Here is a 24,832-nt window from a genome sequence, read left to right as displayed (position 1 = left end):
CCAGCGGATGGCAGGACGCCCGGCCCGCGTCCAGCGGATGGCAGGACGCCCGGCCCGCGTCCAGCGGATGGCAGGACGCCCGGCCCGCGTCCAGCGGATGGCAGGACGCCCGGCCCGCGTCCAGCGGGTGGCGGGGCGCCCGGCCCGCGTCCCGGGTCGCGCTTCGTGCTGGCCGCGGCGGCGCCGCCGCGTACCCGGGAGCGCACCCTGTACGCGCTGATCTCCCCCGCCTGCGGCCTGTGCTCCCAGGTCCTGCCCGCGCTCGCCGGGGCCGCGCACGACCGCCCGGAGCTGGAGGTGGTGCTGGTCACCGCCGCCCCCGAGGCCGAGGCCCGCGCCTACCTGGACGCCCGCGGCGTGCGGCTCCCCCTGCTGGCCGACCCGGACGTCTTCGCGGCGAACGGTATCCCGTGGCCGCCGTTCGCCGTCCTGACCGGCCGCGACGGGCTGGTGGAGGCGGCCGGCGGCATCTCCTCCCCCGAGAGCCTGGCGGCCCTGCTCGTCGAACCGGCGGGAGGGCCGCCGCCCGGAGTCGTACGCGGCTAGCCCCGTTTTCCGCACGCTGCCGTCAGCCCTCGTGTTCGCGATCGTAGGCGGCCTGGGCGGCGGCGACGGCGGCGCCGTGTCGCTTGGCCCAGTCGGTGAGCTCCAGCAGCGACTTGTGGAGTTCCTGGGCCATCTCCGTCAGCGTGTACTCGACCCTGGGCGGGACGACCGGGTGGACGGTGCGTACGAGCAGGCCGTCCCGCTCCAGCTTGCGCAGCTTGAGCGTGAGCATGCGCCTGCTGATTCCCCTGATCGAACGTTCCAGCTCCGTGAACCGGACCGGACCCCGCGCAGCGGCCACCAGGATGCCGATGCTCCACTTCCCGGAGACGTGATCGAGGACCTCCGAGACCGGGCACGCCTCGCTGGCCAGGGCTGACACATCGATGTGACTCTGGGACATGAAAGTGCCTTCTTCCGCCGGGCTCGACAGTCACTGATCATGACTCCGTATCAAATCGTGCACCCAACCGGAAGGCGCCCCGATGCTTCAGGAACTCGCAGACCGCACCGCGATCGTGGACGCCGTCATCGCGTACGCGACGGCCCTGGATACCAGGGACTGGGAGACCCTGGGCGCGCTGTTCACCGGCGACGCTCGCTGGGAGTACAGCGGTTCGGGCGAACGACTCTGCGGGCCTGACGCGATCATCGCCAGGATCAGGACCAGCTTGGAGCGATTCGACGCCACCCATCACCTGAACGGCAACCACGTCGTCACGGTGCGCGGTGACGAGGCCGAGCACACGTGCTACTACCAGGCCCAGCACGTCCGCCTCGGCCTGCCCGACGGCGAGAAGTTCCTTGGCGGGGGCCGCTACGACGACCGGCTGCGCCGCACCCCGGACGGCTGGCGGTTCGCCCACCGCAGGATCACCGGCGTCTGGAGCGAGGGAAACCCCGCCGTGATCACGTCCTGACGACGGATTCACACGTGCGAAAACGGGGCTAGCCCGCCCCCAGCGCGGCGGCGATCCGCTCGCGCAGGGCCGCCTCGCCCTGGCCGGCGTGCAGCGTGAGCGTGACGGCCGGCCCCTCCCCCGCCGCGCCGGCCAGCACGTCGAGCAGGGCGGCGAGCTGCCCGGGCGGCTCGTCGGCGAGCAGGTGGGCGGCGTCGGCCACGGCCAGCGCGACCGGGCCGGTCTCGCGCAGGCTGTCGGCGAGCGCGTCCCAGTTGCGGCCGAACCAGCCGGGCAGGCGCAGCGCCCGCGCCACCTCCTCGAAGAAGCCGGCGCGGGTGCGGCAGGCCCGCCCGTCCACCACCGCCGGCACCGGCCCGGCGGACACCGCCAGCCAGGGCGGCAGCGGGCGGGCGGCCGGGGTCATGCGCGCGATCTCCTAGAGCCGGTGGAAGTCGGTGTAGTGGTCAGGCGAGAACCATACGGCGCCGGTGCCGCGGTTGACGACGATCCGGTACGCGTCCCGCGCGGCGCCCCGCGCCCGGGAGTAGACGTCGTACTCGTAGTAGGTGGCCCCGGCGGGGAGCTGCCCCTCGCGGTTGCGGAACCGCCCGCCGGTGTAGTTGTGGCGGCCGTCGGGCCAGGGGTACCAGCCGCTGCGGGTGGGGTAGTCCTTGGACTCCCAGATCGAGGCGGCCGAGCGCGCGGCCGCGCACCGGGGGATCGTGCAGGAGCCGTGCACGTCGGCGTTCGCCGGAAGGGCCGTGCCGAGGCCGAGCAGGCAGGCGAGGGCGCCGAGGACGGCGAGGAGGGCGCGGACGGCCGCGAGCCGGACCGGACGGACCGGGTGGACCGGGTGGACCGGGCGGGCGAGCCCGGGGCGTTGCTCAACGTGCACCAAGGGCCTCCCCCGGAAGGTGACGGACGCTCCCAGGATCACTGCTCACCCCGGCGGGCCGAGGGCGGACACGCGGAGACCCGGTGAACCCTTGCCGGCGGCAGGGACAACGGTGACGATCACGCAACACCCTTGTATTAATCATAAAATACCAATAATGTCTCCCCCCAATCGGAACCCCCAGCTCAGGCGGTCCGTGGGAAGGAGTCAGCATGGGATCGAAGGTTCCCGGTCTTGCCCGGATTGCGGCCGTCGCGGCCGCGCTCGGCCTCGCCGCGGCGTGCGGCGGCACCCCGGACCGGCCCGCGGGCGGCGGCCCGGGTGGCGGTGCGGACGGCGGCGCGGGCGGCGATCCGGCGCGGCCGGTCACCCTCACGTTCTGGTCGTGGGTGCCGAACATCCAGAAGGCCGTGGACGCGTTCAACGCCTCCCACCCCGGCATCCAGGTCAAGCTGGAGACCATCACGCCCGGCCCGGACGGCGGCTACGCCAAGATGCTGGCCGGCGTGAAGGCCGGCAACGCCCCGGACGTGGCCCAGGTCGGCTACGACTCGCTGCCGTCGTTCCTCGTCAATGGAGCGCTCCAGGACATCACCGAGTACGCCCGGGACGACGCCGCCAAGTTCGTCGACTGGCAGTGGCAGACCGGCGTCTTCGGCGGCAAGGTCTACGCGATCCCGCAGGCCAGCGGCCCCATGGGCTTCTACTACCGCAAGGACCTGTTCGACAAGTGGGGCATCGAGGCCCCGAAGACCTGGGACGACTTCGCGGCCGCCGCCAGGAGGATCCAGGAGAAGGACAAGAAGGCGTACATCTCCACCTTCGCCGCCAACCAGGCCCCGTGGATGATCGCCCTGGCCCAGCAGGCCGGCCGGCAGTGGTTCGGCACCGAGGGCGACTCCTGGAAGGTGACGATCGACAACCCCGACACCCGCCGGATGGCGGACTTCTGGCAGAAGCTGCTGGACGACAAGCTGGTCAAGACCGAGGCGGACATGTCCAACGCCTGGTACAAGGATCTGCAGACCGGCGCGATCACCGGCTGGATCGGCGGCTCCTGGGGCGATGCCATCATCCGCGGCAACGCGCCGGACACCGCCGGCAAGTGGGCGGTCGCGCCGATGCCGCAGTGGCCGGGCGCCGCCAAGGCGGTCTCGGCGAGCTGGGGCGGCGGCTCGGCCTCGGCGGTGCTGAAGGGCACCCGGAACCCGGAGGCGGCCACCGAGTTCGCCGTCTGGCTCAACAGCGACCCGCGGAGCGTGGACATCCTGCTGTCGGCCGGCTACGGCTGGCCGTCGATCAAGGACACCAGCCAGATCCCGAACCTGCGCAAGGACGACACGGTCTTCCCCTTCTACGGCGGCCAGAACATCTGGGACGTCTTCAAGGAGTCCGACGCCGCGGTGGCGCTGGACTGGCGCTGGCCGCCGGTGAGCGACGCCCTGTACGCCTCGCTGACCGACAACGCCAAGGCCGCCGTCCAGGGCGAGGGCACGCTCGCCGACGCCTTCGCCAGGACGCAGCAGGCGGTGGTGGAGCAGATGAGGGCCAAGGGCCTCAGCGTGACGGCGGGCGGCTGACGATGGCGCGGACGCTCCAGCGGCCCCAGGGACTCCAACGGCCCCAGCGGTCTCAGCAGCTTCGGCGGCCCCGGCGGCCCCGGCGGCACGTCGCGGTGTTCGTCGCGCCGTTCTTCCTGGCCTTCGCGCTGTTCTTCCTGGCGCCGATCGGCTACGCGATCTACCAGAGCTTCTTCAAGCTGACCAGCAGCGGCCTCGGCCTGACCGAGCCGACGCTGGAGTTCGCCGGCCTCGGCAACTACGCCACGGCGCTCGGCGACGCGGCCTTCACGCGCAGCATCGGGCGGGTGCTGGTGTTCAGCCTCATCGAGGTGCCCACGATGGTGGTGTGCGCGCTGGCGCTGGCCCTGCTGCTGGACTCGGCGCGGGCCCGCTTCCGCGCCTTCTTCCGGGTGTCGTTCTTCCTGCCGTACGGCGTGCCCGGCGTGATCGCCAGCCTCCTGTGGGGCTTCCTGTACGTGCCGCAGACCAGCCCGCTCGTCGACGCGCTGGCCGCGGCCGGCCTGCCGCACGACTTCCTGTCGCCCGGCATGATCCTGCCCGCCATCGCCAACATCTCGACCTGGCAGTTCGCCGGCTACAACATGCTGGTGCTGATCGCCGGGCTCCAGGCGGTGCCGCGCGAGCTGTACGAGGCGGCCCGGGTGGACGGCGCGGGCGAGCTGCGCATCGCCTGGCACGTCAAGGTGCCGCTGGTGCGCCCGCCGCTCGTCCTCGTCACGGTCTTCACCCTCATCGGCACGTTGCAGCTCTTCGTCGAGCCGCTGATCCTCAAGCCGATGACGACCGCCGTCAGCAGCGACTTCACGCCCAACCTGGCCGCCTACAACCAGGCGTTCGGCCAGTCGAACATCCATCTGGCCTCGGCCGAGGCCACGCTGATCGCGATCATGGCCTTCGTGATCTCGTTCGGCTTCCTGCGGCTGGTCAACAGGAAGGGCAGGCGGGCGTGGTGAGCCGGGTCCGGCCGGCGACCGTGGTGGTGCTGGCGCTGCTGCTCGCGGCGGCGGTCTACTTCCTGCTGCCCGTCGTCTGGGTGCTGGTCGCCGCCACCAAGAGCACCGGTGACCTGTTCGGCACGTTCGGCCTGTGGTCGCCGCGCCCGCAGCTCGGGCAGAACCTGTCGCGGCTGTTCGGCACGGGCGTGTTCGGGCGCTGGATCGTCAACAGCTTCCTGTACGCGGCCCTCGGCGCGCTGGCGGCCACCCTGCTGTCGGCGGCGGCCGGGTACGCGATGGCCAAGTACCCCTTCCGGGGCCGCGAGGCGCTGTTCAACCTGGTGCTGGCGGGCGTGCTGGTGCCCTCGACGGTGCTGGCGCTGCCCACGTACCTGATCTTCAGCGAGGTGGGACTGACCGGCACGTTCTGGTCGGTGCTGCTGCCGGGGATCGTCAGCCCGTTCGGCGTCTACCTGGCGCGCGTCCACGCCAACGCCGCCGTCCCTGACGCGCTGCTGGAGTCGGCGCGGCTGGACGGCGCGAGCGAGTACCGGATCTTCGCCACGATCGGCCTGAAGATCATGAGCCCGGCCCTGGTGACGATCTTCCTGTTCCAGTTCATCGGTATCTGGAACAACTACTTCCTTCCTCTGGTCATGCTGAGTGATCAGAACCTCTACCCTGTCACGCTGGGGCTGGCGCTGTGGAACTCGCAGACCTTCCGCGACCCGGCCTTCTTCGAGCTGACGGTCACCGGCGCTGCGGTGTCCGCGTTGCTTCTCGTCCTGACCATGGCCTCGCTACAGCGCTTCTGGCGGGCCGGACTGACCGCGGGGAGCGTCAAAGGGTGAAGCCCGACCGGATCCATTTCGGCGCCGACTACAACCCGGAGCAGTGGCCGCCGGAGGTGTGGCGCGAGGACGTCCGGCTCATGCGCGAGGCCGGCGTCACGATCGTCACGCTCGGCATCTTCTCGTGGGCGAGCGTGGAGCCCGAGCCGGGCCGGCACGACTTCTCGTGGCTGGACGAGGTCATGGACCTGCTCGGCGACGCCGGCATCGCGGTCAGCCTGGCCACCGGCACCGCCTCGCCGCCCGCCTGGCTGTCGCGCCTGCACCCGCAGACGCTGCCGGTCACCCGCGAGGGCGTGCGGCTGTCGCCCGGCTCGCGCCAGCACTACTGCCCCAGCTCGCCGGTGTACCGGCAGGCGGCCGCGGGGCTGGCCGCCGAGCTGGGCAAGCGCTACGGCGGGCATCCGGCGCTGGCGCTGTGGCACGTCGGCAACGAGTACGGCTGCCACGTCCAGGAGTGCTACTGCGACGTCTCGGCCGAGGACTTCCGCGCCTGGCTGCGCGAGCGGTACGGCGACCTGGACACCCTCAACGCCGCCTGGTCCACGACCTTCTGGAGCCAGCGGCTCGGCGACTGGGCCGAGGTGCTGCCGCCGCGCGCCGCGCCCACGCTGCGCAACCCCGCGCAGGAGCTGGACTACCGGCGCTTCTCCTCCGACGCTCTGCTGGCCTGCTACCGGGCCGAGCGCGAGGTGCTGCGGGAGCTGACGCCGGACGTGCCGATCACCACCAACATCATGGGCATGTGGGAGCCGGTCGCCGACTACGCCTCCTGGGCGCCCGACTTCGACGTCGTGGCCCTGGACCTGTACCCGGAGCCGAAGGACCCGCGCGCGCACATCGACGCGGCTTTCTTCCACGACCAGATGCGCTCGCTCGGCGGCGGCCGGCCGTACCTGATGATGGAGACGGCGACCAGCGCGATCAGCTACCGGCCGCCCAACCGGCCCAAGCGGCCGGGTCTCAACCGGCTGTGGAGCCACCAGGCGGTGGCGCGCGGCGCCGACGCCGTCATGTACTTCCAGTGGCGGGCCTCGCGGGGCGGCGCGGAGAAGTTCCACTCGGCGGTCGTCTCGCACGGCGGCGCGGACAACCGGATCTTCCGCGAGGTCAGGGCGCTCGGCGCGGAGCTGGCGGGCCTGGCGCGGGTGGCGGGCACGCGGGTGCCGGCCGACGTCGCGCTCGTGCACGACTACGCCAACTGGTGGTCGCTCGAACTGGACGCCCGCCCCGGCGAGCTGCGGATCCCCGAGCGGGTCCGCGCCCACTACACGCCGCTGTGGCAGGAGAACGTCACCGTGGACGTGGTGCCCCCGGAGGCCGACCTGTCCGGTTACAAGCTGGTCGTGGTGCCCAACCTGTACCTGTGCACCGACGCCGCCGCCGCCGGGCTGCGCCGGTACGTCGAGGGCGGCGGCCACCTGCTGATGTCGTTCTTCAGCGGCATCGCCGACGCGTGCGACCGCGTCCGCCCGGGCGGCCACCCGGGCGCCTTCCGTGACCTGCTCGGGCTGCGGGTGGAGGAGTTCTGGCCGCTCGGCGAGGGCGAGCGGGTCACGCTCACCGGCGGCGGCGGCGCCGACCTGTGGGCCGACCACCTGGTGCCCGAGGGCGCCGAGGTCCTGGCCCGGTACGCCGACGGCCCCCTGGAGGGCGAGCCCGCGATCACCCGGCACGCCTTCGGCGCGGGCCTGGCCACCTACCTCGGCACCCGCCCGGACGAGGCCACCATGCGCGCGCTGACCCGCGAGGCGCTGCGGCTGGCGGGCGCCGAGCCGGTCCTGGCCGGGCTGCCCGACCAGGTCGAGGCGGTGCGCCGCGGCCCCCGCCTGTTCCTGCTGAACCACTCCGACCGGCCGGTGCGGGCGGCCGGGGTCGAGCTGGGGCCGCTGGACGTCGCGGTGCTGGAGGACTCCCGCGCCGGCGGGGCCACCGAGGGGGGCGCGTGAGCGATCCAGGGATGCGCAGGTTCGCGGGCCGGCGGGCGGTGGTGACCGGCGGGGCGTCCGGCATCGGCGCCGCGACCGCCGCCCGGCTGGCCGCCGAGGGGGCCGCCGTGCTGGCCGTGGACCTGGCCCCGGAGGGCCGGGTGCCGGGCGCCGGCTACCTGCGCGGCGACGTGGCCGCCGAGGAGACCTGGGAACGGGTGGCCGCGTGGGGCCCGGTGGACGTGCTGGTCAGCAACGCCGCGGTCGCCGAGGTCGCCCCCGCCCACGAGACGCCGGTGGAGTCGTGGAACCGGCAGCTGTCCGTCGGCCTGACCGCGGCCTTCCTGGCCGCGCGGCGGCTGCTGCCCGGCATGGCGCGGGCGCCGGGCGGCGGGTCGATGGTCATCACCTCGTCGGTGCACGCGATCGTCGGGCTGCCCGGCCATCCGGCCTACGCCGCCGCCAAGGGCGGGCTGACGGCGCTGACCCGGCAGCTCGCCGTGGAGTACGGTCCAGGGGTCCGGGTCAACTGCGTGCTGCCCGGCCCCGTCATGACCCCCGCCTGGGACCGGGTGGACGAGCGGGGGCGGGCCGGCAGCGTCCGGGCGACCGTGCTCGGGCGGTTCGGCGAGCCGGAGGAGGTGGCGGCGGTGATCGCGTTCCTGGCCTCGGCGGAGGCGGCGTTCATGACCGGCGCGAGCGTGGTCGTGGACGGCGGCTGGAGCATCGTCAAGGACTCGGCGTGACGCGCCCGTACGAGGGCCGCGGGCTGCACGGCCAGACGGTCGAGGCCATCGCCGCGATGATCTTCAGCGGCGAGGTGCGGGAGGGCGACACCCTGGACGTGGTCGCCCTCCAGGAGCGGCTGGGCGTCAGCTCGACCGCGCTGCGCGAGGCGATGAAGGTGCTCACCGCCAAGGGCCTCATCGGCGCCCGCCCGAAGCTGGGCACCTACGTGCGCCCGCACGACGACTGGCACCTGCTCGACGGCGACGTCATCCGCTGGAAGTTCGCCGGCCGCCCCGACCCGGCGTTCCTGCGCGACCTGCACGAGCTGCGCTCGATCGTCGAGCCGCCCGTCGCCCGGCTGGCCGCGCTGCGCCGCACCCCGGAGGAGCTGGCCGCGCTGGAGCGGGCGCTGGAGCGGATGGCCGACGAGCCCAACTCGGTGCAGGCGGACCTGGACTTCCACCGCGCGCTGCTGGTGGCGGGCAGGAACGAGCTGCTGGTCAGGATGGAGGTCGTCATGGGGGCGGGCCTGGCCGGGCGCGACCGCCTGGTCCACGGCCCCAGCCACACCGGCGACCCGGTGCCGAGCCACCTGGCGGTGCTGGAGGCGGTCCGGCGCGGCGACGCCGAGGCCGCCGAGCGGGCCATGCGCGACCTGCTGGACCAGGCGTGGCGGGACGTGGAGGGGCTGCTGTGAAGATCACCAGGGTGGAGACGTTCCAGGTGCCGCCCCGCTGGCTGTTCTGCCGCGTCGAGACCGACGACGGCGTCACCGGCTGGGGCGAGCCGGTCGTCGAGGGCCGGGCGGAGGTCGTCAGGGCCGCGGTGCACGTGCTGGCCGACTACCTGGTGGGCCAGGACCCGCTGCGCGTGGAGGACCACTGGCAGGTGCTGACCAAGGGCGGCTTCTACCGGGGCGGGCCGGTGCTGTCCAGCGCGGTGGCCGGGATCGACCAGGCGCTGTGGGACATCGCGGGCAAGCACTACGGCGCGCCGGTGCACGCGCTGCTCGGCGGGCCGGTGCGCGACCGGGTCAGGGTGTACGCGTGGGTGGGCGGCGACGACCCCGGCGAGCTGCGCGAGCAGATCGCGGCACAGGTCGAGGCCGGGTTCAGCGCGATCAAGATGAACGGCGCCGGCCTGATGCCGCGCTCCCCGACCCCCGCCGACCTGGCCGCCGTGGTGCGCCGGGCCGAGGTGGCCAGGGAGGTGCTGGGCCCGGCCAGGGACTTCGCGGTGGACCTGCACGGCCGGACCGGGGTGTCCGGCGCCCGGCGCGTCGTGGCGGCGCTGGAGGAGTCGCAGCCGATGTTCGTCGAGGAGCCGCTGCTGCCCGAGCACCTGCACCGGCTGGGCGAGGTGACCGCGGCCTCGGCGGTGCCGATCGCGCTCGGCGAGCGGCTCTACTCGCGGGCGGAGTTCCTGCCCGCCCTGAGCGCCGGGCTGGCGGTGGCGCAGCCCGACGTGTCGCACGCGGGCGGCATCTCCGAGGTGCGGCGCATCGCCGCGCTGGCGGAGACGTTCGACGTGCTGCTCGCCCCGCACTGCCCGCTCGGGCCGCTGGCGCTGGCGGCGAGCCTGCAGGTGGCCTTCGCCACGCCCAACTTCCTCATCCAGGAGCAGAGCGCGGGCATCCACTACAACGCGGGGGCCGAGCTGCTGGACTACGTGCTGGACCCGGCGCCGTTCGCCTTCTCCGCCGGGCACGCGCACCGGACGGACCTGCCCGGCCTCGGCGTGGTGGTGGACGAGCGGGCGGTGCGGGAGGCCGACCGCCGCTCGCACGCCTGGCGCAACCCGGTGTGGCGGCACGACGACGGCTCCTTCGCCGAGTGGTGACCCGGCGAGGAGCGGGTCAGCGCCGCTTGCCCGCCGTGGGCTCCTTCGCGGCGCCGTGGACCGCGGCGGACAGCAGGCCGGCCAGCTCGCGGGGCAGCGGCAGGGTCTCCAGCTCCTCCAGCGGCACCGGGAGGGGCAGGCGCCAGTTGGCGCGCAGGTGGTCGGCGCCCGGGATGTTGGGGCGGGCCGGCACGGCCAGCGCGTCGTCGAGGGTGGCCGACAGCAGGCGCGACGGCGCCCGCGCCAGCAGCCGGTAGGCGGCCAGCACGGCACCGGCGGCATCCGCACCGGCGGCATCCGCGCCGGAGCCGCCCGCGCCGTCCACACCCGCGCCGTCCACACTCGCGCCGTCCACACTCGCGCCGTCCACGCCCGGACCGTCCGCCTCGGAGCTGGGGGGCGCGGGTGCGGCCGGGGCGGGCTGGGCGGCGAGGCGGGCGCGCAGGGCGCGGGCGCCGTCCTCGTTGGGGTCGAGCCCGAGGCGGCGCTGCTCGGCCACGTCGCTGCCGTCCCACAGGCCCGCGACGGTGGGCAGGTCGTGGGTGGTGACGGCGGCCATCGCGTGCTCCGGCCAGGCGGCGGGCTCGTCCTGCTCGAACCACAGCAGCCGGTAGGACAGCAGGCCGTGCTCGGCCAGCGTCTCGCGTACGCCGGGCTCGACCGTCCCGAGGTCCTCGCCGATCACCGGCGCGCCGGCGCGGTGGCTCTCCAGCGCGACGATGTCGAGCAGGTCACCGGCCGGGTAGCGGACGTAGGCGCCCTGCCCGGCGCCCGCGCCGGACGGGATCCACCACAGCCGGAACAGGCCCATGACGTGGTCGATGCGCAGCCCGCCCGCCGAGGCGATGGTGGCCCGGATGCTGTCGATGAACGGCTGGTAGCCGGCCCGGCGCAGCTTCCACGGCACGAACGGCGGCAGCCCCCAGTCCTGCCCGGCGGCGTTGAACTCGTCGGCGGGCGCCCCGACGCTGACGCCCTGGGCGAGCAGGTCCTGCCAGGACCAGGCGTCGGCGCCGTCGGGGTCCACCCCGACGGGCAGGTCCTGGATGATCGGCAGCCCGGCGGAGGCCGTGGCGAGCTGCCGGTCGGTGAGCCACTGCAGCCAGGCGTGGAAGCGCACGCGGTCGGCGTGGTCGCGGGCGAAGCGGGCCACGGCGGGGCTGTCCGGGCGGCGGTACTCGGCGGGCCAGGCCCGCCAGTTGGGGCCGTGCCGCTCGGTGAGGGCGCACCAGGTGGCGTACTCCTCCAGGCCGGGGCCGCGACCGGCCCGCCACCGCTCGAAGCCGTCGCGCGGCGGGTCGCCCGCCCAGACGGCCTCCAGCGCCGCGAGCTTGAGCCGCCAGGCGGCGTCGCGGTCGAGGGCAGGGAGGTCGTTGAGCGCGCGCCCGCGGGCGGTCGTCGCCTCGTCCAGGACCTCCGCGCCGGGGACGTCCTCGATCCGCAGGTAGAGGGGGCTGTTGAAGCGGCGGCTGGCCGGATAGTAGGGGCTCGGCTGGACGGGGGTCACGGGCGCGGTCGCGTGCAGCGGGTTGACCAGCAGGAACCCGGCACCGCAACCGGCCGCCCAGCCGGCCAGGCGGCGCAGGTCGGCCAGGTCGCCGAGGCCCCAGCTCGTACGGGAGCGGGCCGCGTAGAGCTGCACGGCCCAGCCCCAGGCGCGGCGGGCGGGCGGATGGCAGCGGCCGGGGCTGACGATGAGGCGGTGGGCGGTGTCCTCGCCGGGGCGGTACAAGGTGTGGTAGCCGAAGGGCAGGTCGGGCGGCAGCACGTCGGTGACGCGCAGCTCGGCGCCGTCCTCCAGGACGAGACGGGCGGGGCCGAGGTGGTCGCCGCGCCGCCGGACCAGCGTCCGCGGCGCGTCGCCGTCCTCGGGCGGGACGCCGATGATCTCGCGCAGCGTGGCGATCGTGGTGGGGTCCACCCGGCGGTGCCGGCCGTCGGCGCCGTCGTAGTCGTGGTCGATCCCCCAGGGGTCGGTCATCTTGTCAGTCCTCCAGGATCGCCACGGTGTCCGGTGGCAGGGTCAGGCCGGTCCCGTCCAGGGTGATCGCGGGATCGGAGGCGGCGAGCAGGCGGCCGCGCCCGCGGGCGGGCACGGTGCGCGGCTGCGCGCCGAGGTTGGCCGCCACCAGGACCGGCCCCCGCTCCACGGTCACCAGCCCGCTCTCCTCGTCGCAGTCGGCGCGGACCCGGTCCAGGCGGCCGTCGGTGAGCGCGGGCACCCGCCGCCGCAACGCGACCAGCTCGCGGTGCCAGGCGAGCAGCCCGGCGTGCGGCTCCTTGCCGGGCTCGCTCCAGTCCAGGCGGGAGCGCTCGAACGTGGCCGGGTCCTGCGGGTCGGGCACCTGCTCGGGCTCCCAGCCGAAGCCCGCGAACTCCCGGCGGCGGCCCTCGCTGACCGCTCGGCCCAGCTCGGGGTCCTCGTGGTCGGTGAAGTACTGGAACGGCGTGCCCGCGCCCCACTCCTCGCCCTGGAACACCATCGGCGTGAAGGGGGCGGTGAGCAGCAGCGCGGCGGCCACCCGCAGCCGTCCCTCGCTCATCAGCGCCGGCGCGCGCTCCCCCTGCGCCCGGTTGCCGACCTGGTCGTGGTTCTGGGTGCACACCACGAACCGGTGGCCGGACAGCCCCGCCGGGGACCTGCCGTGGACGCGCCCGCGGTGCGGCGACCAGACGCCGTCGTACACCCACGCCTGGCGCAGGGCCTTGGCGAGCAGGGCGAGCGGGCCGAACTCGGAGTAGTAGCCGTCGCGCTCGCCGGTCAGCACGGCGTGCAGGGCGTGGTGCCACTCGTCGGCCCAGGCCGCGTCCAGGCCGTAGCCGCCGCCGTCGCGGGAGCGGACGAACCGGGGGTCGTTGAGGTCGCTCTCGGCGATGAGGAACAGCGGGCGCCGCACGTGCGCGGACAGCTCCGCGACCTCCTCGGCGAGCTGCTCCAGGACGTGCGCGGCCGAGTCGTCGGCGATGGCGTGCACGGCGTCCAGCCGCAGGCCGTCGCAGTGGTAGTCGCGCAGCCACATGAGCGCGTTGTCGATGACGAACGCGCGGACCTCGGCGCTGCCGGGGCCGTCGAAGTTGACCCCGTCGCCCCAGTTGGTGGTGTGGCGGCCGCTGAAGTAGGGGCCGAACTGCGGCAGGTAGTTGCCCGAGGGGCCGAGATGGTTGTAGACGACGTCCATGACGACGCCGATGCCGTGCGCGTGGCAGGCGTCCACCAGGCGCTTGAGGCCGTCGGGGCCGCCGTAGGCGTGGTGGGGGGCGTACAGGGAGACCCCGTCGTAGCCCCAGCCGCGGCGGCCGGAGAATTCGGCGACCGGCATCAGCTCGATCGCGTCCACGCCCAGCTCGGCCAGGTGCGGCAGGTGCTCGATCACGCCGTCGAAGGTGCCGGCGGGCGAGAAGGTGCCGACGTGCAGCTCGTACAGGAGCGCGCCGGGCAGCGGCGTGCCGCGCCAGGCGGCGTCGCTCCAGCGGAAGGCGGCGTGGTCGACCACCCGGGAGGGGCCGTGCGGGCCGTGCGGCTGCCAGGGCGAGCGCGGGTCCGGACGGGGCGGGCCGCCGTCCAGCGAGTACGCGTAGTCCGTGCCCGGCCCGGCCTCCGCCACGGCGCGCTCCCACCAGCCGCCGGAGGAGCGCCGCATCGGGAGCCTGCGCTCCCCCAGCACCAGCTCCACCCGTTCACGCTCCGGAGCCCATACCCGGAACTCGTGCGCCACCCGGTCCCCTCCCCCATCGCGTCCATGCATGACGAACGCCCCGCCGTCCGGGCCGCGGGAAAGGGCGGGCCGAAGGCCGGGCCCGCCCTTCCTACCCGCTGCGGCCCCTGGCATGCCCGCCCGCCCTTGCGGCGGGCGGACGGGCGGCGGCGGGCGGCGGGCGGTGTCAGAAGGCGAAGCCGCCGGGGCGGGCGTTGCGGTCGGCGAGGAGGCCGGCCAGGGTGGCGACGGCGATCTCGGGCGGCGTGCGGGAGCCGATGTTGAGCCCGATGGGCCGGTGGACGCGGGCGATCTCCTCCGGCGGCACGCCGAGGTCGCCGAGCGCCCGCACGTGCGGCCCGGTGTGGCGGGGGCTGCCCATGATGCCGATCCAGCGGGCCGGGGACTTGAGCAGGTCGCGCAGGACCGGGCCGATCTCCTCGCGGTGGTGGTCGGTGAGGACCACGTCGGCCGTGGCGTCGAGGTGGCCGTCGAGCTCGGACAGGTCGCGGGCCGCGGCGAAGCCGTCGAGGTGCCGGGCGGGGTCGGGCTCCAGGAGGAACGTCCGGAAGCCCAGCTCGGCGCCGAAGCGCAGCAGGCAGCCGGCCACGGGGGAGGCGAAGACGGCGACCAGCGTCCGCCCGGCCTCCTCGGCGGGGGCGTCGCCGTGGGCCACCTCGCAGGCCGGGTCCTCGTCGTGGGTGTGCGTCATGCCCGCAGTGTGACACGCGGCCGGCGCCCGGCGACGCCTCCGTCACGCGGGATCGACCGGCCGCGGCGGCCCCCGGGCGCGGCCGGGTCCGTGGTGATGAGGTGGCCGCCGGTGATGAGCAGGCCGGGTCTCAAGTGGCGCGCGGGCGGCCGGCCACGGCGACCCGGGCCGCGCAGAGCGCCCCGGCCGCGAGCAGCACGGCGACCGCGGCGCTCACCCGCAGCAGGCCGTCGGCCGAGGAGGGCGCGGCGAAGTAGACGCTGCCGAGCCCGGCGACGGTGCTCACCCCCGCGAGCACCGGGCCGGTGGCGTTGAGCGCCGAGACCGCCGAGGCCAGCCGCGGCTCGACCAGCGTGGTGATCCTGGCGATCAGCGGGCTGTAGCCGGCGGCGTGCCCGGCCCCGGCGAGGAGCAGCAGCGGGACGGCGCCGGCCGGCCGCCACTCCGCGCGGAAGAGCAGCACCAGCAGGGCCGCCCCCGCCGCGAACGCGATCGGGCCGGCGACCGGCAGGGCGGCGCGCAGCCGCGCCGGGTAGCGGCTCCAGGTGAGGCTGAGCGTGCCGAAGCCGAGCGCGTACGGGACGAACGCCAGCCCCGCGGCCAGCGGCGGGAAGCCGAGCGCGGACTGCAGGTGCAGCGTCAGGGTGAGCAGGAAGACCGTGTAGCAGCCCATGACGATCCAGCAGGCCGCCAGGCCCGGCTTCACCCCGGCGGGCCGCAGCGCCGCCAGGTCCAGCAGCGGGTGCCGGGCCGCGGACTCGTACCGGACGAACCCCGCCAGCAGCGCCGCCCCGCCCGCGAGCGAGATCCACGTCCAGGCGGGCCAGCCCTGCTCCCGGCCGAAGATGAGCGGGACGGTCAGCGCGGTCATCGCGGCGGTCAGGACCGCCACCCCGGCGGGGTCGAGCCGGGCCCGCCCGTCGGGGCGCGAGCGCGGCAGCACGCGCGGGCCGGCCAGCAGCACGGCCACGCCGACGGGGACGTTGATCAGGAAGACCGGCCGCCAGGACAGCCCGAACAGGTCGGCGCCCGCGACCAGCCCGCCGACGACCTGCCCGAGCGCGACCCCCAGGGCCAGCACCATGCTGTAGACGCCGATCGCCCGGCGGCGGGCCGCGCCGTCCCATTGCAGCTGGATCAGCGAGAAGATCTGCGGCGTGAGCAGCGCCGCGCCCATCGCCTGCGCGACGCGGGCGGCCACCAGCGCGGCCGGGCCGGGGGCGAGCCCGCACAGCAGCGACGCGCCGGTGAACCAGCCGAGCCCGAGCAGGAACGCGCGCCGGTGCCCGACGCGGTCGCCGATCCGCGCGCAGGTGACCAGGAGCACGCCGGTGGTCAGCAGGTAGCCCGAGACGACGAGCTGGACGGCGGCGCCGGTGGCGTGCAGCTCGGCGCGGATGGTCTCCGCCGCGACCGACACGATGGAGCCGTCCATGGACGCCATGACCTGCCCGGTGAGCAGCACGGCCAGCATCCTTCCCGGGCGGTGGGCCGCCGCCGGGGACGAAGGTGCGAGAGTGGTCATGCCCGCAGCATCGGCCGGGCGGGCCCGCCCGGTCTTGAAGATCCTTGCGCGTCAGCGGCCGGGCGGGGCGGCCTCGCCACGCGGGGGCGGGCTCGCGTAGTGGTGCAGGAGGGCGGGCTCGCCGGCCGCGTTCAGCCAGGTGGCGCGGCTGCTGCCGGTGCGGCGCCAGCCGGCCCGCTCGTAGAGGGCGATGGCCGCCGTCGCCTCGGAGGAGACCTCCAGCGTGAGCGGCCGGTCGCCGGCGGCGTCGCGGAGGGCGGCGAGGAGCAGGCCCGCCAGCCCGCGCCCGCGGGCGGCCGGGACGACGAACAGGCGGGTGACCTCCAGGTCGCGGGTGAGGCCCGCGTGCCCGAGCACCGCCCCGCCCTCGGCGGCCACCCACGCCTGGTGCAGGCCGCGCGGCGTGAGCCAGGCGCCGGGGTCGTCCGGCCAGTCCACGGGGTAGCGGTCGGCGGGGTGCACCTGGGCGAGGGCCCTGACGCACGCCTCCAGGTCCTCGGGGGCTCTCGGGCGGATCAGCACGCGGCCGGCCTGGGGACCCCGGTCAGCGGAACGGGCGGGCGATCTGGCCGAGGGCCTCGTCGACCAGCTCGCCCAGGGTGCGCGACTCGTTGTCGGCGCACCACCACTGGGTCGCCACGCGCAGGGCGGCCAGGAACGCGGCGGTGATCACCTCCGGCCGGACGCCGTCCGGCAGCGCGCGGCCGGCCACCGCCTGGCTCAGCTCGCTCTCCATCCGCACCCGCTGGGTGAGCTGCCGGGCCAGCAGGGAGGGGTGGCGCATGGCGAGCCGGGTGCGTACGTGCAGCTCGCGGTCGGTCTCGTCGGCCTCGGCGTACAGGGATTCCAGGGCGCCGAGCAGCGCCTCCCAGGCGGAGCGGCCCGGCGGCTGCTCGCGCACGCGCCGCACCAGCGTGCCGAGGCGCTGCTCGTCGCCGTAGAGCAGGGCGTCCTCCTTGCCGGCGAAGTAGTTGGAGAACGTGCGGCGCGAGATGTTGGCGGCGTCGGCGATGGCCTCGACGGTGACGTTGTCGAGGCCGTGTTCGAGGGTGAGCCGGAGCGCCGCCTCGTGGACCGCCTGGCGGGTCTCGGCCTTCTTGCGCTCGCGCAACCCTGTGGTGCTGCTCATGATGCCGTCGAGTCTACCCACGCGGAATGTATGCCCAGTGCGCAAACTTTCCCGTTGGGCATGTATGGTGTCCAGGTCATCCCTTACCGGGCATTTTCCGAACGTTCCTGACAGGAGGTTGCGCGTGAGCGCACAGCCGGCAGCGCCGTCCGCGGCGGAGCCGATGACCCACCGCGAGATCCTCGAAGCGCTGAGCGGCCTGCTGCTCGTCCTGTTCGTCGCGATGATCAGCGGCACCATCGTCTCGGTGGCGCTCCCGCAGATCATCGGCGCGCTGAACGGCAGCCAGTCGCAGTACACCTGGGTCGTCACCGCGTCCCTGCTGGCCTCGACCGCCTCGACCCCGATCTGGGGCAAGCTCGCGGACCTGTTCAACAAGAAACTGCTGCTCCAGATCAGCATCGTCATCTTCATGGTCAGCTCGCTGGCCTGCGGGTTCGCCCAGAACACCGGGCAGCTCATCGCCTTCCGCGCGATCCAGGGCCTCGGCATGGGCGCGCTGCAGATCCTCGCCCAGGTCGTCATCGCCGCCATGATCACGCCCAAGGAGCGCGGCCGCTACAACGGCTACCTCGGCGCGGTCATGGCCGTCGCCACCGTCGGCGGGCCGCTGCTCGGCGGCTTCATCGCCGACGCCTCCTGGCTCGGCTGGCGCTGGTGCTTCTTCATCGCGGTGCCGTTCACCGTCGCCGCCTTCGCGCTGCTGGCCAAGACCCTGCACCTGCCCACCGTGCGCCGCGCGGACGTCAGCATCGACTACTGGGGCGCCGGGCTCATCGCGGCGGGCGTCAGCGTCCTGCTCATCTGGGTGACCTTCGTCGGCAACTCCTTCGACTGGCTGTCCTGGCAGACCGGCGCGATGGCCGGCGGCGGCGTGGTGCTGCTCGCCCTGGCCACGCTCGTGGAGTCGAAGGTGCGCGAGCCGGTCGTGCCGCTGCACGTCGTCCGGCGGCGCGACCCCGCCCTGGCCATCCTGGCCAGCCTCGCGGTCGGCATGGCGATGTTCGGCGGCGCGGTCTTCCTCGGCCAGTACTTCCAGATCGGGCGCGGGTACGGGCCGACGGCCGCGGGCCTGCTGACCATCCCCATGATGATCGGCGTGCTGTTCTCCTCCACGATCAGCGGCCGGATGGTGTCCAGGAGCGGGCGGACGAAGCCGTACATCCTGGCCGGGCTGGTGGTGCTGCTGGCCGGCTTCGTCGGCCTGTCCACCATCGACCACCGGACGGCGATGGTGCTGGTGTCGGCGTACATGCTGGCCGTCGGCGTGGGCGTCGGCATGTCGATGCAGAACCTGGTGCTGGTCATCCAGAACACCGTCCCGCTGCGCGAGATCGGCGCGGCCAGCGGGGCCGTCACCTTCTTCCGCTCGCTCGGCGGCACGGTCGGTGTGTCGGTGCTCGGCGCGGTCCTGGCCAACCAGGTCGCCGCCAACATCACGGCGGGCCTGGCCAGGGCGGGCATCCCGGTCCAGGGCGGCGGCGGCGCGGCCGGCTCCAGCCTGAACATCGCCGCCCTGCCCGGGCCCATCAGGGAGATCGTCCGGGCCGCCTACGGTGACGCCACCGGGCACATCTTCCTCATCTCGGCGGCCATCGCCGCGGTCGGGCTGGTCGCGGCGGCCTTCCTCAAGCCCGCCAAGCTGCGCGACAGCCTCGACCTGCCGCCCGAGCAGGCCACCCGGCCCGAGGCCGCCGCCAAGGCGTGACCCCGTGGCGCCGCCAAGGTCGTGGCGCCGCCAGGGTCGTGGCGCCGTGCCGGCCCGGGAGGCCGCGTTCCCCATCTCGCCCGCGGGGAGCGCGGCCTCCCGCCCGTCGCGGAGGCCGTACGAGGATCGATCGCCCGCGCCAGTGGGCACGGCGCGAGCCGGTGGGACAGGCTGATCACGGCACGACGACCAGCACCAGCACCAGCACCGGGACTCATCCGCCACGACCTCCGGAGCAGCGAGCATGGACACCTCCGCCGCAGAGCGCCCCTTCGTCATCGACCCCGGCGGCCACGACATCCACGGCGACGCCGAGCGCATCCGGGCCCTCGGCCGGGCCGCCCGCGTCGAGCTGCCCGGCGGCGTGCTCGCCTGGGCGGTCTCCGACCAGGCGCTGCTGCGGAGCCTGCTGACCGATCCGCGCGTGTCGAAGGACGCCTACCAGCACTGGCCGGCCTGGATCAAGGGCGAGCTCCCGCCCGAGTGGCCGCTGTTCGCCTGGCTGGCGGTGCGCAACATGCTGACGGCGTACGGGCCGGACCACCGGCGGCTGCGCGGGCTGGTCTCCAGCGCGTTCACCGTCCGCCGCACGGCCCTGCTGCGGCCGCGCGTCGAGGCGATCGCCGAGGGCCTGCTCGACGAGCTGGCCGCCACGCCGCCCGGCACGCCGGTGGACCTGCGCGAGCGTTACGCGTACCCGCTGCCGATCCAGGTGATCTGCGAGCTGTTCGGCGTCCACGACGAGGACGACCGCCAGGAGATGCGGCGCTGCGTGGACGCCTTCTTCCGGACCGGCAGGACCTCCCCCGAGGAGGGCGCCACCGCCTACCCGCGGCTGCAGGCGATCCTGCGCCGCCTCGTCGCCGCCAAGCGGGAGAACCCCGGCGACGACCTGTCCTCGGCGCTGATCGCCGCCCGCGACGGCGACGACTCGCGGCTGTCGGAGGACGAGCTGGTCGACACGCTGGTGCTGTTCCTGAGCGCGGGCCACGAGACGACGGTGAACCTGCTCGACAACGCGATCTTCGCGCTGCTCGCGCACCCCGGCCAGCTCGCTCTCGTCCGTGAGGGCCGCGCGAGCTGGGAGGAGGCGATCGAGGAGACGCTGCGCAGCCAGGCGCCGATCGCGAACCTGCCGCTGCGCTTCGCCGTCGAGGACATCGACCTCGGCGACGGGGTGACGCTGCGCGCGGGCGACCCCATCCTCGCCTGCTACGGGGCGGCCGGACGGGATCCGCTGGTGCACGGCGAGGACGCGGGCCGCTTCGACGTCACGCGGGCCGACAAGGAACATCTGGCCTTCGGGTACGGCGTGCACCGCTGCCTGGGCGCGCCGCTGGCCCGGCTGGAGGCCGCGGTGGCGCTGCCCGCCCTCTTCGCCCGCTTCCCCGGCCTGACCCTGGCGGGCGGGCCGGACGAGCCGCCGCCGCTGGAGTCGTTCATCTCGAACGGGCACCGCGTGCTGCCCGTGTTGCTCGGGGACCGCCGTTAGGTCGATCGGAAAAGGTCCGAAACTTTCATCGCGCGGCCCGGGGGCGATCGCCCCTGGAGAGCAGCGGCTTCCCGCGTACAGGTGGGCCGTGGGCGCGAGCCATGCTTGACTGGGCTTCCCGCGCCATTGACAAGCTTCCTGACAGCTCCGATACTTTCGCCATCGTACCGATAGTTTCGGACGTCACGAAGAAGGAACCGCACATGGACGACTCCCCCGCCCGCCCGAGGGCCCGCAGGCGCGGCCGCCTCAGGCTGCTCGCCAGCGGCGCCTCGGCCCTCGCGCTGATCCTGGCCGCGCTGGTCACGCCCGGCACGGCCAGCGCCGACACGACCGTGACCACGAACCAGACCGGCAACAACAACGGCTACTTCTACTCCTTCTGGACCGACAGCCAAGGCACCGTCTCCATGAACCTCGGCTCCGGCGGCAACTACAGCACCTCCTGGCGCAACACCGGCAACTTCGTCGCCGGCAAGGGCTGGAGCACCGGCGGACGCAGGACCGTGACCTACTCGGGCAGCTTCAACCCCTCCGGCAACGCCTACCTGGCCCTCTACGGCTGGACGCGCAACCCGCTCGTCGAGTACTACGTCGTGGACAACTGGGGCACCTACCGGCCTACCGGGACGTACAAGGGCACCGTCACCACGGACGGCGGCACGTACGACATCTACCAGACCACCCGCTACAACGCCCCCTCCATCGAGGGCACCAGGACCTTCAACCAGTACTGGAGCGTCCGGCAGTCGAAGAAGACCGGCGGCACCATCACCACCGGCAACCACTTCGACGCCTGGGCCCGCTACGGCATGAACCTCGGCAGCCACGACTACCAGATCCTCGCGACCGAGGGCTACCAGAGCAGCGGCAGCTCCAACATCACGCTGGGCTCCAGTGACGGCGGTGGCGGTGGCGGCGGTGGCGGTGGCGGCGGTGGTGGCGGTGGCGGTGGCGGTGGCTGCACCGCGACGCTCTCCGCCGGCCAGCAGTGGAGCGACCGGTACAACCTCAACGTCGCCGTCAGCGGCTCCAGCAACTGGACCGTGACGATGAACGTGCCCTCCCCCGCGAAGGTCATCGCCTCCTGGAACGTCACCACCAGCTACCCGAGCGCCCAGGTGCTCACCGCCAGGCCCAACGGCAGCGGCAACAACTGGGGCGTGACCATCCAGCACAACGGCAACTGGACCTGGCCGACGGTGTCCTGCAGCGCGAGCTGACCCTGCCCGCGGCATCTCGCCCGCGACACCTCGCCCGCCCGGCGCGGCGGCCCTCCCGGCCGCCGCGCCCGCGCGTGCGGGCCCCTCTTCCCGCCGGCGCGGACGCCGGGCAGGATGGCGGGACGAGACGGCGGAACGGGCGAGACGGCGGGAACGGGCGGGGAAGGGGCGGGACGATGCGGGTGCGCTTCATCGGCAGCGGGGACGCCTTCGGCAGCGGCGGGCGCTGGCAGACCTGCATCAGCGTGACCGCAGGCGACCTGCGGGTGCTGGTGGACTGCGGCGCCACCAGCCTCACCGCCATGAAGGCGCAGGGCGTCGATCCCGGCTCGGTGGACGCGGTCGTGCTCACCCACCTGCACGGCGACCACTTCGGCGGGCTGCCGTTCCTCGTCCTGGACGGCCAGTTCAGCAGGCGGGTCAGGCCGCTGCGCGTGCTCGGGCCGCCCGGCACCGGGGCCCGCCTGACCCAGGCGATGGAGACGCTGTTCCCCGGCAGCAGCCGGGTCGAGCGGCGCTTCCCGGTGGAGGTCGGCGAGCTGGCCACGGACGGCACGCCGACGGCCCTCGGCCCGCTGTCGGTCAGCGCCTGGCAGGTCGTGCACGAGTGCGGCGCGCCGCCGCTCGCCGTCCGGGTGGACGACGGGCGGGCCGCGTTCGCCTACACCGGCGACACCGAGTGGACGCCCGCGCTGGCCGAAGCCGCCCGCGGCGCGTCCCTGCTCGCCGCCGAGTCCTACACCTACGACCGGCCGATCCGCTACCACCTCGACTACCGCACGCTGCGCGAGCACGCGGCCGAGCTGGACGCCGGGCGGATCGTCCTGACGCACATGTCCGGCGCCATGCTGAGCCGCCTCGCCGACGCCACCCACCCGGCCGCGCACGACGGCATGACCGTCGACCTGTGAGACCCGGCTTCCGACCGCGGCCTCTGACCGCGGCTTCTGACCTGGGCTCTGACGGTGCGCTCACGATGCCGCCGCATCCTGGCCCGTGAAGCCACGGAACGCGCGGGCGGTCACGGACACGCCGGCCTCCCGCGCCGTCCGGGCCGGTCCATCACACCACGAGGGCGGCATCATGAGATCTCAGTACGGCGCGTTCCCGCGCAGAAGGCCGGCACGGCCACCACTACAGAAGGCGGCATGGCGGGCGGCATGGCCGGCGGCGTCCCTGGCGCTGGCCGCCGCGGCCGCCCTCGGGCCGGCGCCCGCGGCGGCGGCCACCGTCTGCCCCGCCCCGGTGGTGTTCACCGTCCTCAACACCGGCGACTCGGGGGCGGGCAGCCTGCGCCAGGCGATCCTGGACGCCGACGCCGCCCCCAACGCCCCGGCCGGCTGCCCCGCCGACGCGATCGAGTTCAACATCCCGGGCGCGGGCCCGTTCGTCATCACCCTCGCCTCCGACCTGCCGGAGATCACCGACCCGGTCAACGTCCGCGGCTACCAGCAGCCCGGAGCGGTGCCGGCGACGGCGGTCGCGCCCGCGACCATCCAGATCTGGATCGACGCGACCGACGCCGCGAACGGCCTCGTCGTCAGGACGGACGACTCCTCCATCAGCGGCCTGGTGATCGGCAACGCCGGCAGCGGCGTCGCGGCGCTGCCGGCCGGGGACGGCGACGGCATCAAGGTGACCGGCGACCGCAACCGGGTGCGCGGCAACTACATCGGCACCCACCAGGCGATGGCGGCGCCGCCGTCGTTCCTCAACGGCACGGCGGGCGACGGGATCGAGGTCACCGGCGACGGCAACGAGGTCGGCAGCGGCGCCGTGCAGGACCGCAACGTCGTCGCCGCGAGCGGCCCGCTGTTCGGCGACGCGAGCGGCACCGCCGGCGTCAAGGTCGCCGGCGACGGCAACGCGGTCCAGGGCAACGTCCTCGGCACCGATCCGGGCGTCACCACGGGCCAGATCGGCAACCGCGGCGGTGGCGTGCACGTCATGCGGGGCGAGGGGAACAGGATCGGCGGATCGGCCGCCGGGACCGGCAACCTGATCTCCGGCAACGCCGGCCCGGCGATCCTCCTGCACGGCTCCACCGTCTTCCACGGCCCGGCGACGAGGACGGCGATCCTGGGCAACACGATCGGCACCGGCATCCTCGGCACGGAGGACTTCGGCAACAGCCACGGCGTGGTGGTCGAGGCGGGCTCCACCCAGAACGTCATCGGCGGCCCGGGCGACGGCGACGGCAACCTGATCGTCAACACCCTCCCCGGCCCCGGCATCGAGCTCGCCGGCGACGCGAACCTCGTCCTGCACAACACGATCGGCGTCAACGCCGCGCAGACGGCCGCGCTCGCCAACTTCGGCGGCGTCAGCGTCAGCGGAAACCTGAACGTCATCGGCGGCGACGCCGCGAACGCCGGCAACGTCGTGTCGGGCAACTCCCTCTACGGCATCTCGCTGGCCGACTCCGGCGACCCCCGGAAGGCCGTCGGCAACCTCGTCTGGGGCAACCACATCGGCACGGACGCGACCGACGCCAGGGACCTGGGCAACGAGGGCGACGGCGTCCAGATCCTCGGCGGTGACGCCGCCCAGGTCGGCGGCTCCGGCGGGGCGGGATTCCGGCCCAACGTGATCGCGAACAACCACGGCGCGGGCGTCGGCGTCGCCACCGGCGTCCTCAACGCCGTCAGGCAGAACAGCATCCACGACAACGGCGGCCTCGGCATCGACCTCCAGCGGGACGGCGCGGTGCTGGCCAACGACGCCGGCGACGGCGACGCCGGCCCGAACGGCCTGCAGAACCACCCGATCGTCACCGGGGTGACGACCGTGGCGGGCGTGACGAGCGTCGGCTGGGACGCGAGCAGCTTCCGCACCGACCCGGCGGGGACGGAGACCACCGAGCTCGACTTCTACAGCAGCGACTCCTGTGACCCGTCGGGCAACGGCGAGGGCCGGACCCTGATCGGCTCGGTCCTCATCGGCGTCGGCGCCCTCCCCGGCACCGGCAGCACGGCGGTCACCCGGCGGGTCGCCCGCGGCCAGTACGTCACCGCCACCGCGACCAGCGGCGCCGGGGTCCCCCGGCTCCCCGGCCGCACCTCGGAGTTCTCCCCCTGCTTCCAGGTGCCGTAGCCCCTTGTGCCCATGAGCGAGGCACGACGGGGGGCGGGCCGGCCGCT

23 protein-coding genes are annotated in these 24,832 nt (G+C 74.3%); 14 read left to right on the top strand and 9 right to left on the bottom strand.

Features of this window, described 5'->3' with window-relative positions:
* Positions 1 to 165: 165 nt before the first annotated feature.
* Positions 166 to 546, top strand: coding sequence for a hypothetical protein (locus AB0H75_RS19140; RefSeq protein ID WP_367797789.1), 381 nt, complete (start codon positions 166 to 168; stop codon positions 544 to 546).
* Positions 547 to 568: 22 nt separating this feature from the next.
* Here the strand turns inward: AB0H75_RS19140 and AB0H75_RS19135 are convergent, their stop codons facing one another.
* Complete coding sequence (locus AB0H75_RS19135; protein ID WP_168017681.1) at positions 569 to 949, bottom strand: helix-turn-helix domain-containing protein; 381 nt, start codon at positions 947 to 949, stop codon at positions 569 to 571.
* A gap of 82 nt (positions 950 to 1,031) precedes the next feature.
* Between AB0H75_RS19135 and AB0H75_RS19130 the strand changes: the two genes are divergently transcribed.
* Complete coding sequence (locus AB0H75_RS19130; protein WP_367797787.1) at positions 1,032 to 1,466, top strand: nuclear transport factor 2 family protein; 435 nt, start codon at positions 1,032 to 1,034, stop codon at positions 1,464 to 1,466.
* Between the two features lie 28 nt (positions 1,467 to 1,494).
* Here AB0H75_RS19130 and AB0H75_RS19125 read toward each other — a convergent pair whose 3' ends face one another.
* Both AB0H75_RS19125 and AB0H75_RS19120 read right to left on the bottom strand, forming a co-directional pair.
* Positions 1,495 to 1,872, bottom strand: coding sequence for a barstar family protein (locus tag AB0H75_RS19125; RefSeq protein ID WP_367797786.1), 378 nt, complete (start codon positions 1,870 to 1,872; stop codon positions 1,495 to 1,497).
* Between the two features lie 12 nt (positions 1,873 to 1,884).
* A complete protein-coding gene (locus AB0H75_RS19120; RefSeq protein WP_367797785.1) occupies positions 1,885 to 2,343 on the bottom strand; it encodes a ribonuclease domain-containing protein in 459 nt (152 codons plus the stop codon).
* Between the two features lie 212 nt (positions 2,344 to 2,555).
* Here AB0H75_RS19120 and AB0H75_RS19115 point away from each other — a divergent pair, with 212 nt between their 5' ends.
* The 7 genes from AB0H75_RS19115 (at position 2,556) to dgoD (ending at position 10,208) form a co-directional block, all read left to right on the top strand.
* Positions 2,556 to 3,923: an ABC transporter substrate-binding protein gene (locus AB0H75_RS19115; protein ID WP_367797784.1), complete on the top strand. Its 1,368-nt coding sequence runs from the start codon at positions 2,556 to 2,558 to the stop codon at positions 3,921 to 3,923.
* 95 nt (positions 3,924 to 4,018) lie between these two features.
* On the top strand, positions 4,019 to 4,879 hold the full coding sequence (locus AB0H75_RS19110; protein ID WP_367797783.1) for a carbohydrate ABC transporter permease: 861 nt from the start codon (positions 4,019 to 4,021) through the stop codon (positions 4,877 to 4,879).
* A complete protein-coding gene (locus AB0H75_RS19105; protein WP_367797782.1) occupies positions 4,876 to 5,712 on the top strand; it encodes a carbohydrate ABC transporter permease in 837 nt (278 codons plus the stop codon). Before AB0H75_RS19110 ends, AB0H75_RS19105 begins: the two co-directional genes overlap by 4 nt.
* Positions 5,709 to 7,661 (top strand): beta-galactosidase, encoded by a 1,953-nt coding sequence (locus AB0H75_RS19100; RefSeq protein WP_367797781.1) that lies wholly within the window; start codon positions 5,709 to 5,711, stop codon positions 7,659 to 7,661. The genes AB0H75_RS19105 and AB0H75_RS19100 overlap by 4 nt, the downstream gene beginning before the upstream one ends.
* On the top strand, positions 7,658 to 8,386 hold the full coding sequence (locus AB0H75_RS19095) for an SDR family NAD(P)-dependent oxidoreductase (protein ID WP_367797779.1): 729 nt from the start codon (positions 7,658 to 7,660) through the stop codon (positions 8,384 to 8,386). Before AB0H75_RS19100 ends, AB0H75_RS19095 begins: the two co-directional genes overlap by 4 nt.
* Positions 8,383 to 9,066, top strand: a complete 684-nt coding sequence (locus AB0H75_RS19090; protein WP_367797777.1) for a FadR/GntR family transcriptional regulator — start codon at positions 8,383 to 8,385, stop codon at positions 9,064 to 9,066. Before AB0H75_RS19095 ends, AB0H75_RS19090 begins: the two co-directional genes overlap by 4 nt.
* The gene (gene dgoD / locus AB0H75_RS19085) at positions 9,063 to 10,208 is read left to right on the top strand and encodes a galactonate dehydratase (RefSeq protein ID WP_367797775.1); all 1,146 of its coding nucleotides are present in this window, start codon (positions 9,063 to 9,065) and stop codon (positions 10,206 to 10,208) included. Before AB0H75_RS19090 ends, dgoD begins: the two co-directional genes overlap by 4 nt.
* Positions 10,209 to 10,224: 16 nt before the next feature.
* On the opposite strand, the gene malQ is transcribed toward dgoD, so the two are convergent.
* The 6 genes from malQ to AB0H75_RS19055 form a co-directional block, all read right to left on the bottom strand.
* Entirely contained in the window at positions 10,225 to 12,189 is a 1,965-nt protein-coding gene (gene malQ, locus AB0H75_RS19080) for a 4-alpha-glucanotransferase (RefSeq protein ID WP_367797773.1), read from the bottom strand.
* A gap of 4 nt (positions 12,190 to 12,193) precedes the next feature.
* Positions 12,194 to 13,924 carry a malto-oligosyltrehalose trehalohydrolase gene (gene treZ, locus AB0H75_RS19075; protein ID WP_367797772.1) on the bottom strand — a complete coding sequence of 577 codons (1,731 nt, stop codon included), beginning with the start codon at positions 13,922 to 13,924 and terminating at the stop codon, positions 12,194 to 12,196.
* Positions 13,925 to 14,090: 166 nt separating this feature from the next.
* On the bottom strand, positions 14,091 to 14,615 hold the full coding sequence (locus AB0H75_RS19070; RefSeq protein WP_367797770.1) for an XdhC family protein: 525 nt from the start codon (positions 14,613 to 14,615) through the stop codon (positions 14,091 to 14,093).
* A 130-nt stretch (positions 14,616 to 14,745) separates the two neighbouring features.
* On the bottom strand, positions 14,746 to 16,140 hold the full coding sequence (locus AB0H75_RS19065) for an MFS transporter (RefSeq protein ID WP_367797768.1): 1,395 nt from the start codon (positions 16,138 to 16,140) through the stop codon (positions 14,746 to 14,748).
* A 51-nt stretch (positions 16,141 to 16,191) separates the two neighbouring features.
* Positions 16,192 to 16,662, bottom strand: a complete 471-nt coding sequence (locus AB0H75_RS19060; protein ID WP_367797766.1) for a GNAT family N-acetyltransferase — start codon at positions 16,660 to 16,662, stop codon at positions 16,192 to 16,194.
* A gap of 22 nt (positions 16,663 to 16,684) precedes the next feature.
* Positions 16,685 to 17,269 (bottom strand): TetR/AcrR family transcriptional regulator, encoded by a 585-nt coding sequence (locus AB0H75_RS19055; RefSeq protein WP_367797764.1) that lies wholly within the window; start codon positions 17,267 to 17,269, stop codon positions 16,685 to 16,687.
* Positions 17,270 to 17,432: 163 nt separating this feature from the next.
* Between AB0H75_RS19055 and AB0H75_RS19050 the strand changes: the two genes are divergently transcribed.
* From AB0H75_RS19050 to AB0H75_RS19030, 5 genes are all read left to right on the top strand, one after another.
* Entirely contained in the window at positions 17,433 to 18,977 is a 1,545-nt protein-coding gene (locus AB0H75_RS19050) for an MDR family MFS transporter (RefSeq protein WP_367798190.1), read from the top strand.
* A 244-nt stretch (positions 18,978 to 19,221) separates the two neighbouring features.
* Positions 19,222 to 20,469 (top strand): cytochrome P450, encoded by a 1,248-nt coding sequence (locus AB0H75_RS19045; RefSeq protein ID WP_367797762.1) that lies wholly within the window; start codon positions 19,222 to 19,224, stop codon positions 20,467 to 20,469.
* Between the two features lie 203 nt (positions 20,470 to 20,672).
* Positions 20,673 to 21,692: a glycoside hydrolase family 11 protein gene (locus tag AB0H75_RS19040; RefSeq protein ID WP_367797760.1), complete on the top strand. Its 1,020-nt coding sequence runs from the start codon at positions 20,673 to 20,675 to the stop codon at positions 21,690 to 21,692.
* Positions 21,693 to 21,868: 176 nt separating this feature from the next.
* Positions 21,869 to 22,603, top strand: coding sequence for an MBL fold metallo-hydrolase (locus tag AB0H75_RS19035; RefSeq protein ID WP_367797758.1), 735 nt, complete (start codon positions 21,869 to 21,871; stop codon positions 22,601 to 22,603).
* Between the two features lie 172 nt (positions 22,604 to 22,775).
* Complete coding sequence (locus tag AB0H75_RS19030; protein WP_367797756.1) at positions 22,776 to 24,785, top strand: hypothetical protein; 2,010 nt, start codon at positions 22,776 to 22,778, stop codon at positions 24,783 to 24,785.
* Positions 24,786 to 24,832: the final 47 nt, after the last annotated feature.

Origin of the sequence: Nonomuraea sp. NPDC050783 (assembly GCF_040802095.1) — a bacterium.
Lineage (GTDB): Bacteria > Actinomycetota > Actinomycetes > Streptosporangiales > Streptosporangiaceae > Nonomuraea.
This window is presented reverse-complemented; position numbering and strand designations above follow the sequence as displayed.

Bases quoted from the DNA above. Each gene is read 5' to 3' on its own strand.
- AB0H75_RS19035 (WP_367797758.1), top strand. From the start codon at position 21,869: ATGCGGGTGCGCTTCATCGGCAGCGGGGACGCCTTCGGCAGCGGCGGG.
- AB0H75_RS19130 (WP_367797787.1), top strand. From the start codon at position 1,032: ATGCTTCAGGAACTCGCAGACCGCACCGCGATCGTGGACGCCGTCATC.
- AB0H75_RS19135 (WP_168017681.1), bottom strand. From the start codon at position 949: ATGTCCCAGAGTCACATCGATGTGTCAGCCCTGGCCAGCGAGGCGTGC.
- AB0H75_RS19065 (WP_367797768.1), bottom strand. From the start codon at position 16,140: ATGACCACTCTCGCACCTTCGTCCCCGGCGGCGGCCCACCGCCCGGGA.
- AB0H75_RS19055 (WP_367797764.1), bottom strand. From the start codon at position 17,269: ATGAGCAGCACCACAGGGTTGCGCGAGCGCAAGAAGGCCGAGACCCGC.
- AB0H75_RS19125 (WP_367797786.1), bottom strand. From the start codon at position 1,872: ATGACCCCGGCCGCCCGCCCGCTGCCGCCCTGGCTGGCGGTGTCCGCC.
- AB0H75_RS19045 (WP_367797762.1), top strand. From the start codon at position 19,222: ATGGACACCTCCGCCGCAGAGCGCCCCTTCGTCATCGACCCCGGCGGC.
- AB0H75_RS19040 (WP_367797760.1), top strand. From the start codon at position 20,673: ATGGACGACTCCCCCGCCCGCCCGAGGGCCCGCAGGCGCGGCCGCCTC.
- AB0H75_RS19050 (WP_367798190.1), top strand. From the start codon at position 17,433: ATGACCCACCGCGAGATCCTCGAAGCGCTGAGCGGCCTGCTGCTCGTC.
- malQ (WP_367797773.1), bottom strand. From the start codon at position 12,189: ATGACCGACCCCTGGGGGATCGACCACGACTACGACGGCGCCGACGGC.
- AB0H75_RS19070 (WP_367797770.1), bottom strand. From the start codon at position 14,615: ATGACGCACACCCACGACGAGGACCCGGCCTGCGAGGTGGCCCACGGC.
- AB0H75_RS19030 (WP_367797756.1), top strand. From the start codon at position 22,776: ATGAGATCTCAGTACGGCGCGTTCCCGCGCAGAAGGCCGGCACGGCCA.
- AB0H75_RS19115 (WP_367797784.1), top strand. From the start codon at position 2,556: ATGGGATCGAAGGTTCCCGGTCTTGCCCGGATTGCGGCCGTCGCGGCC.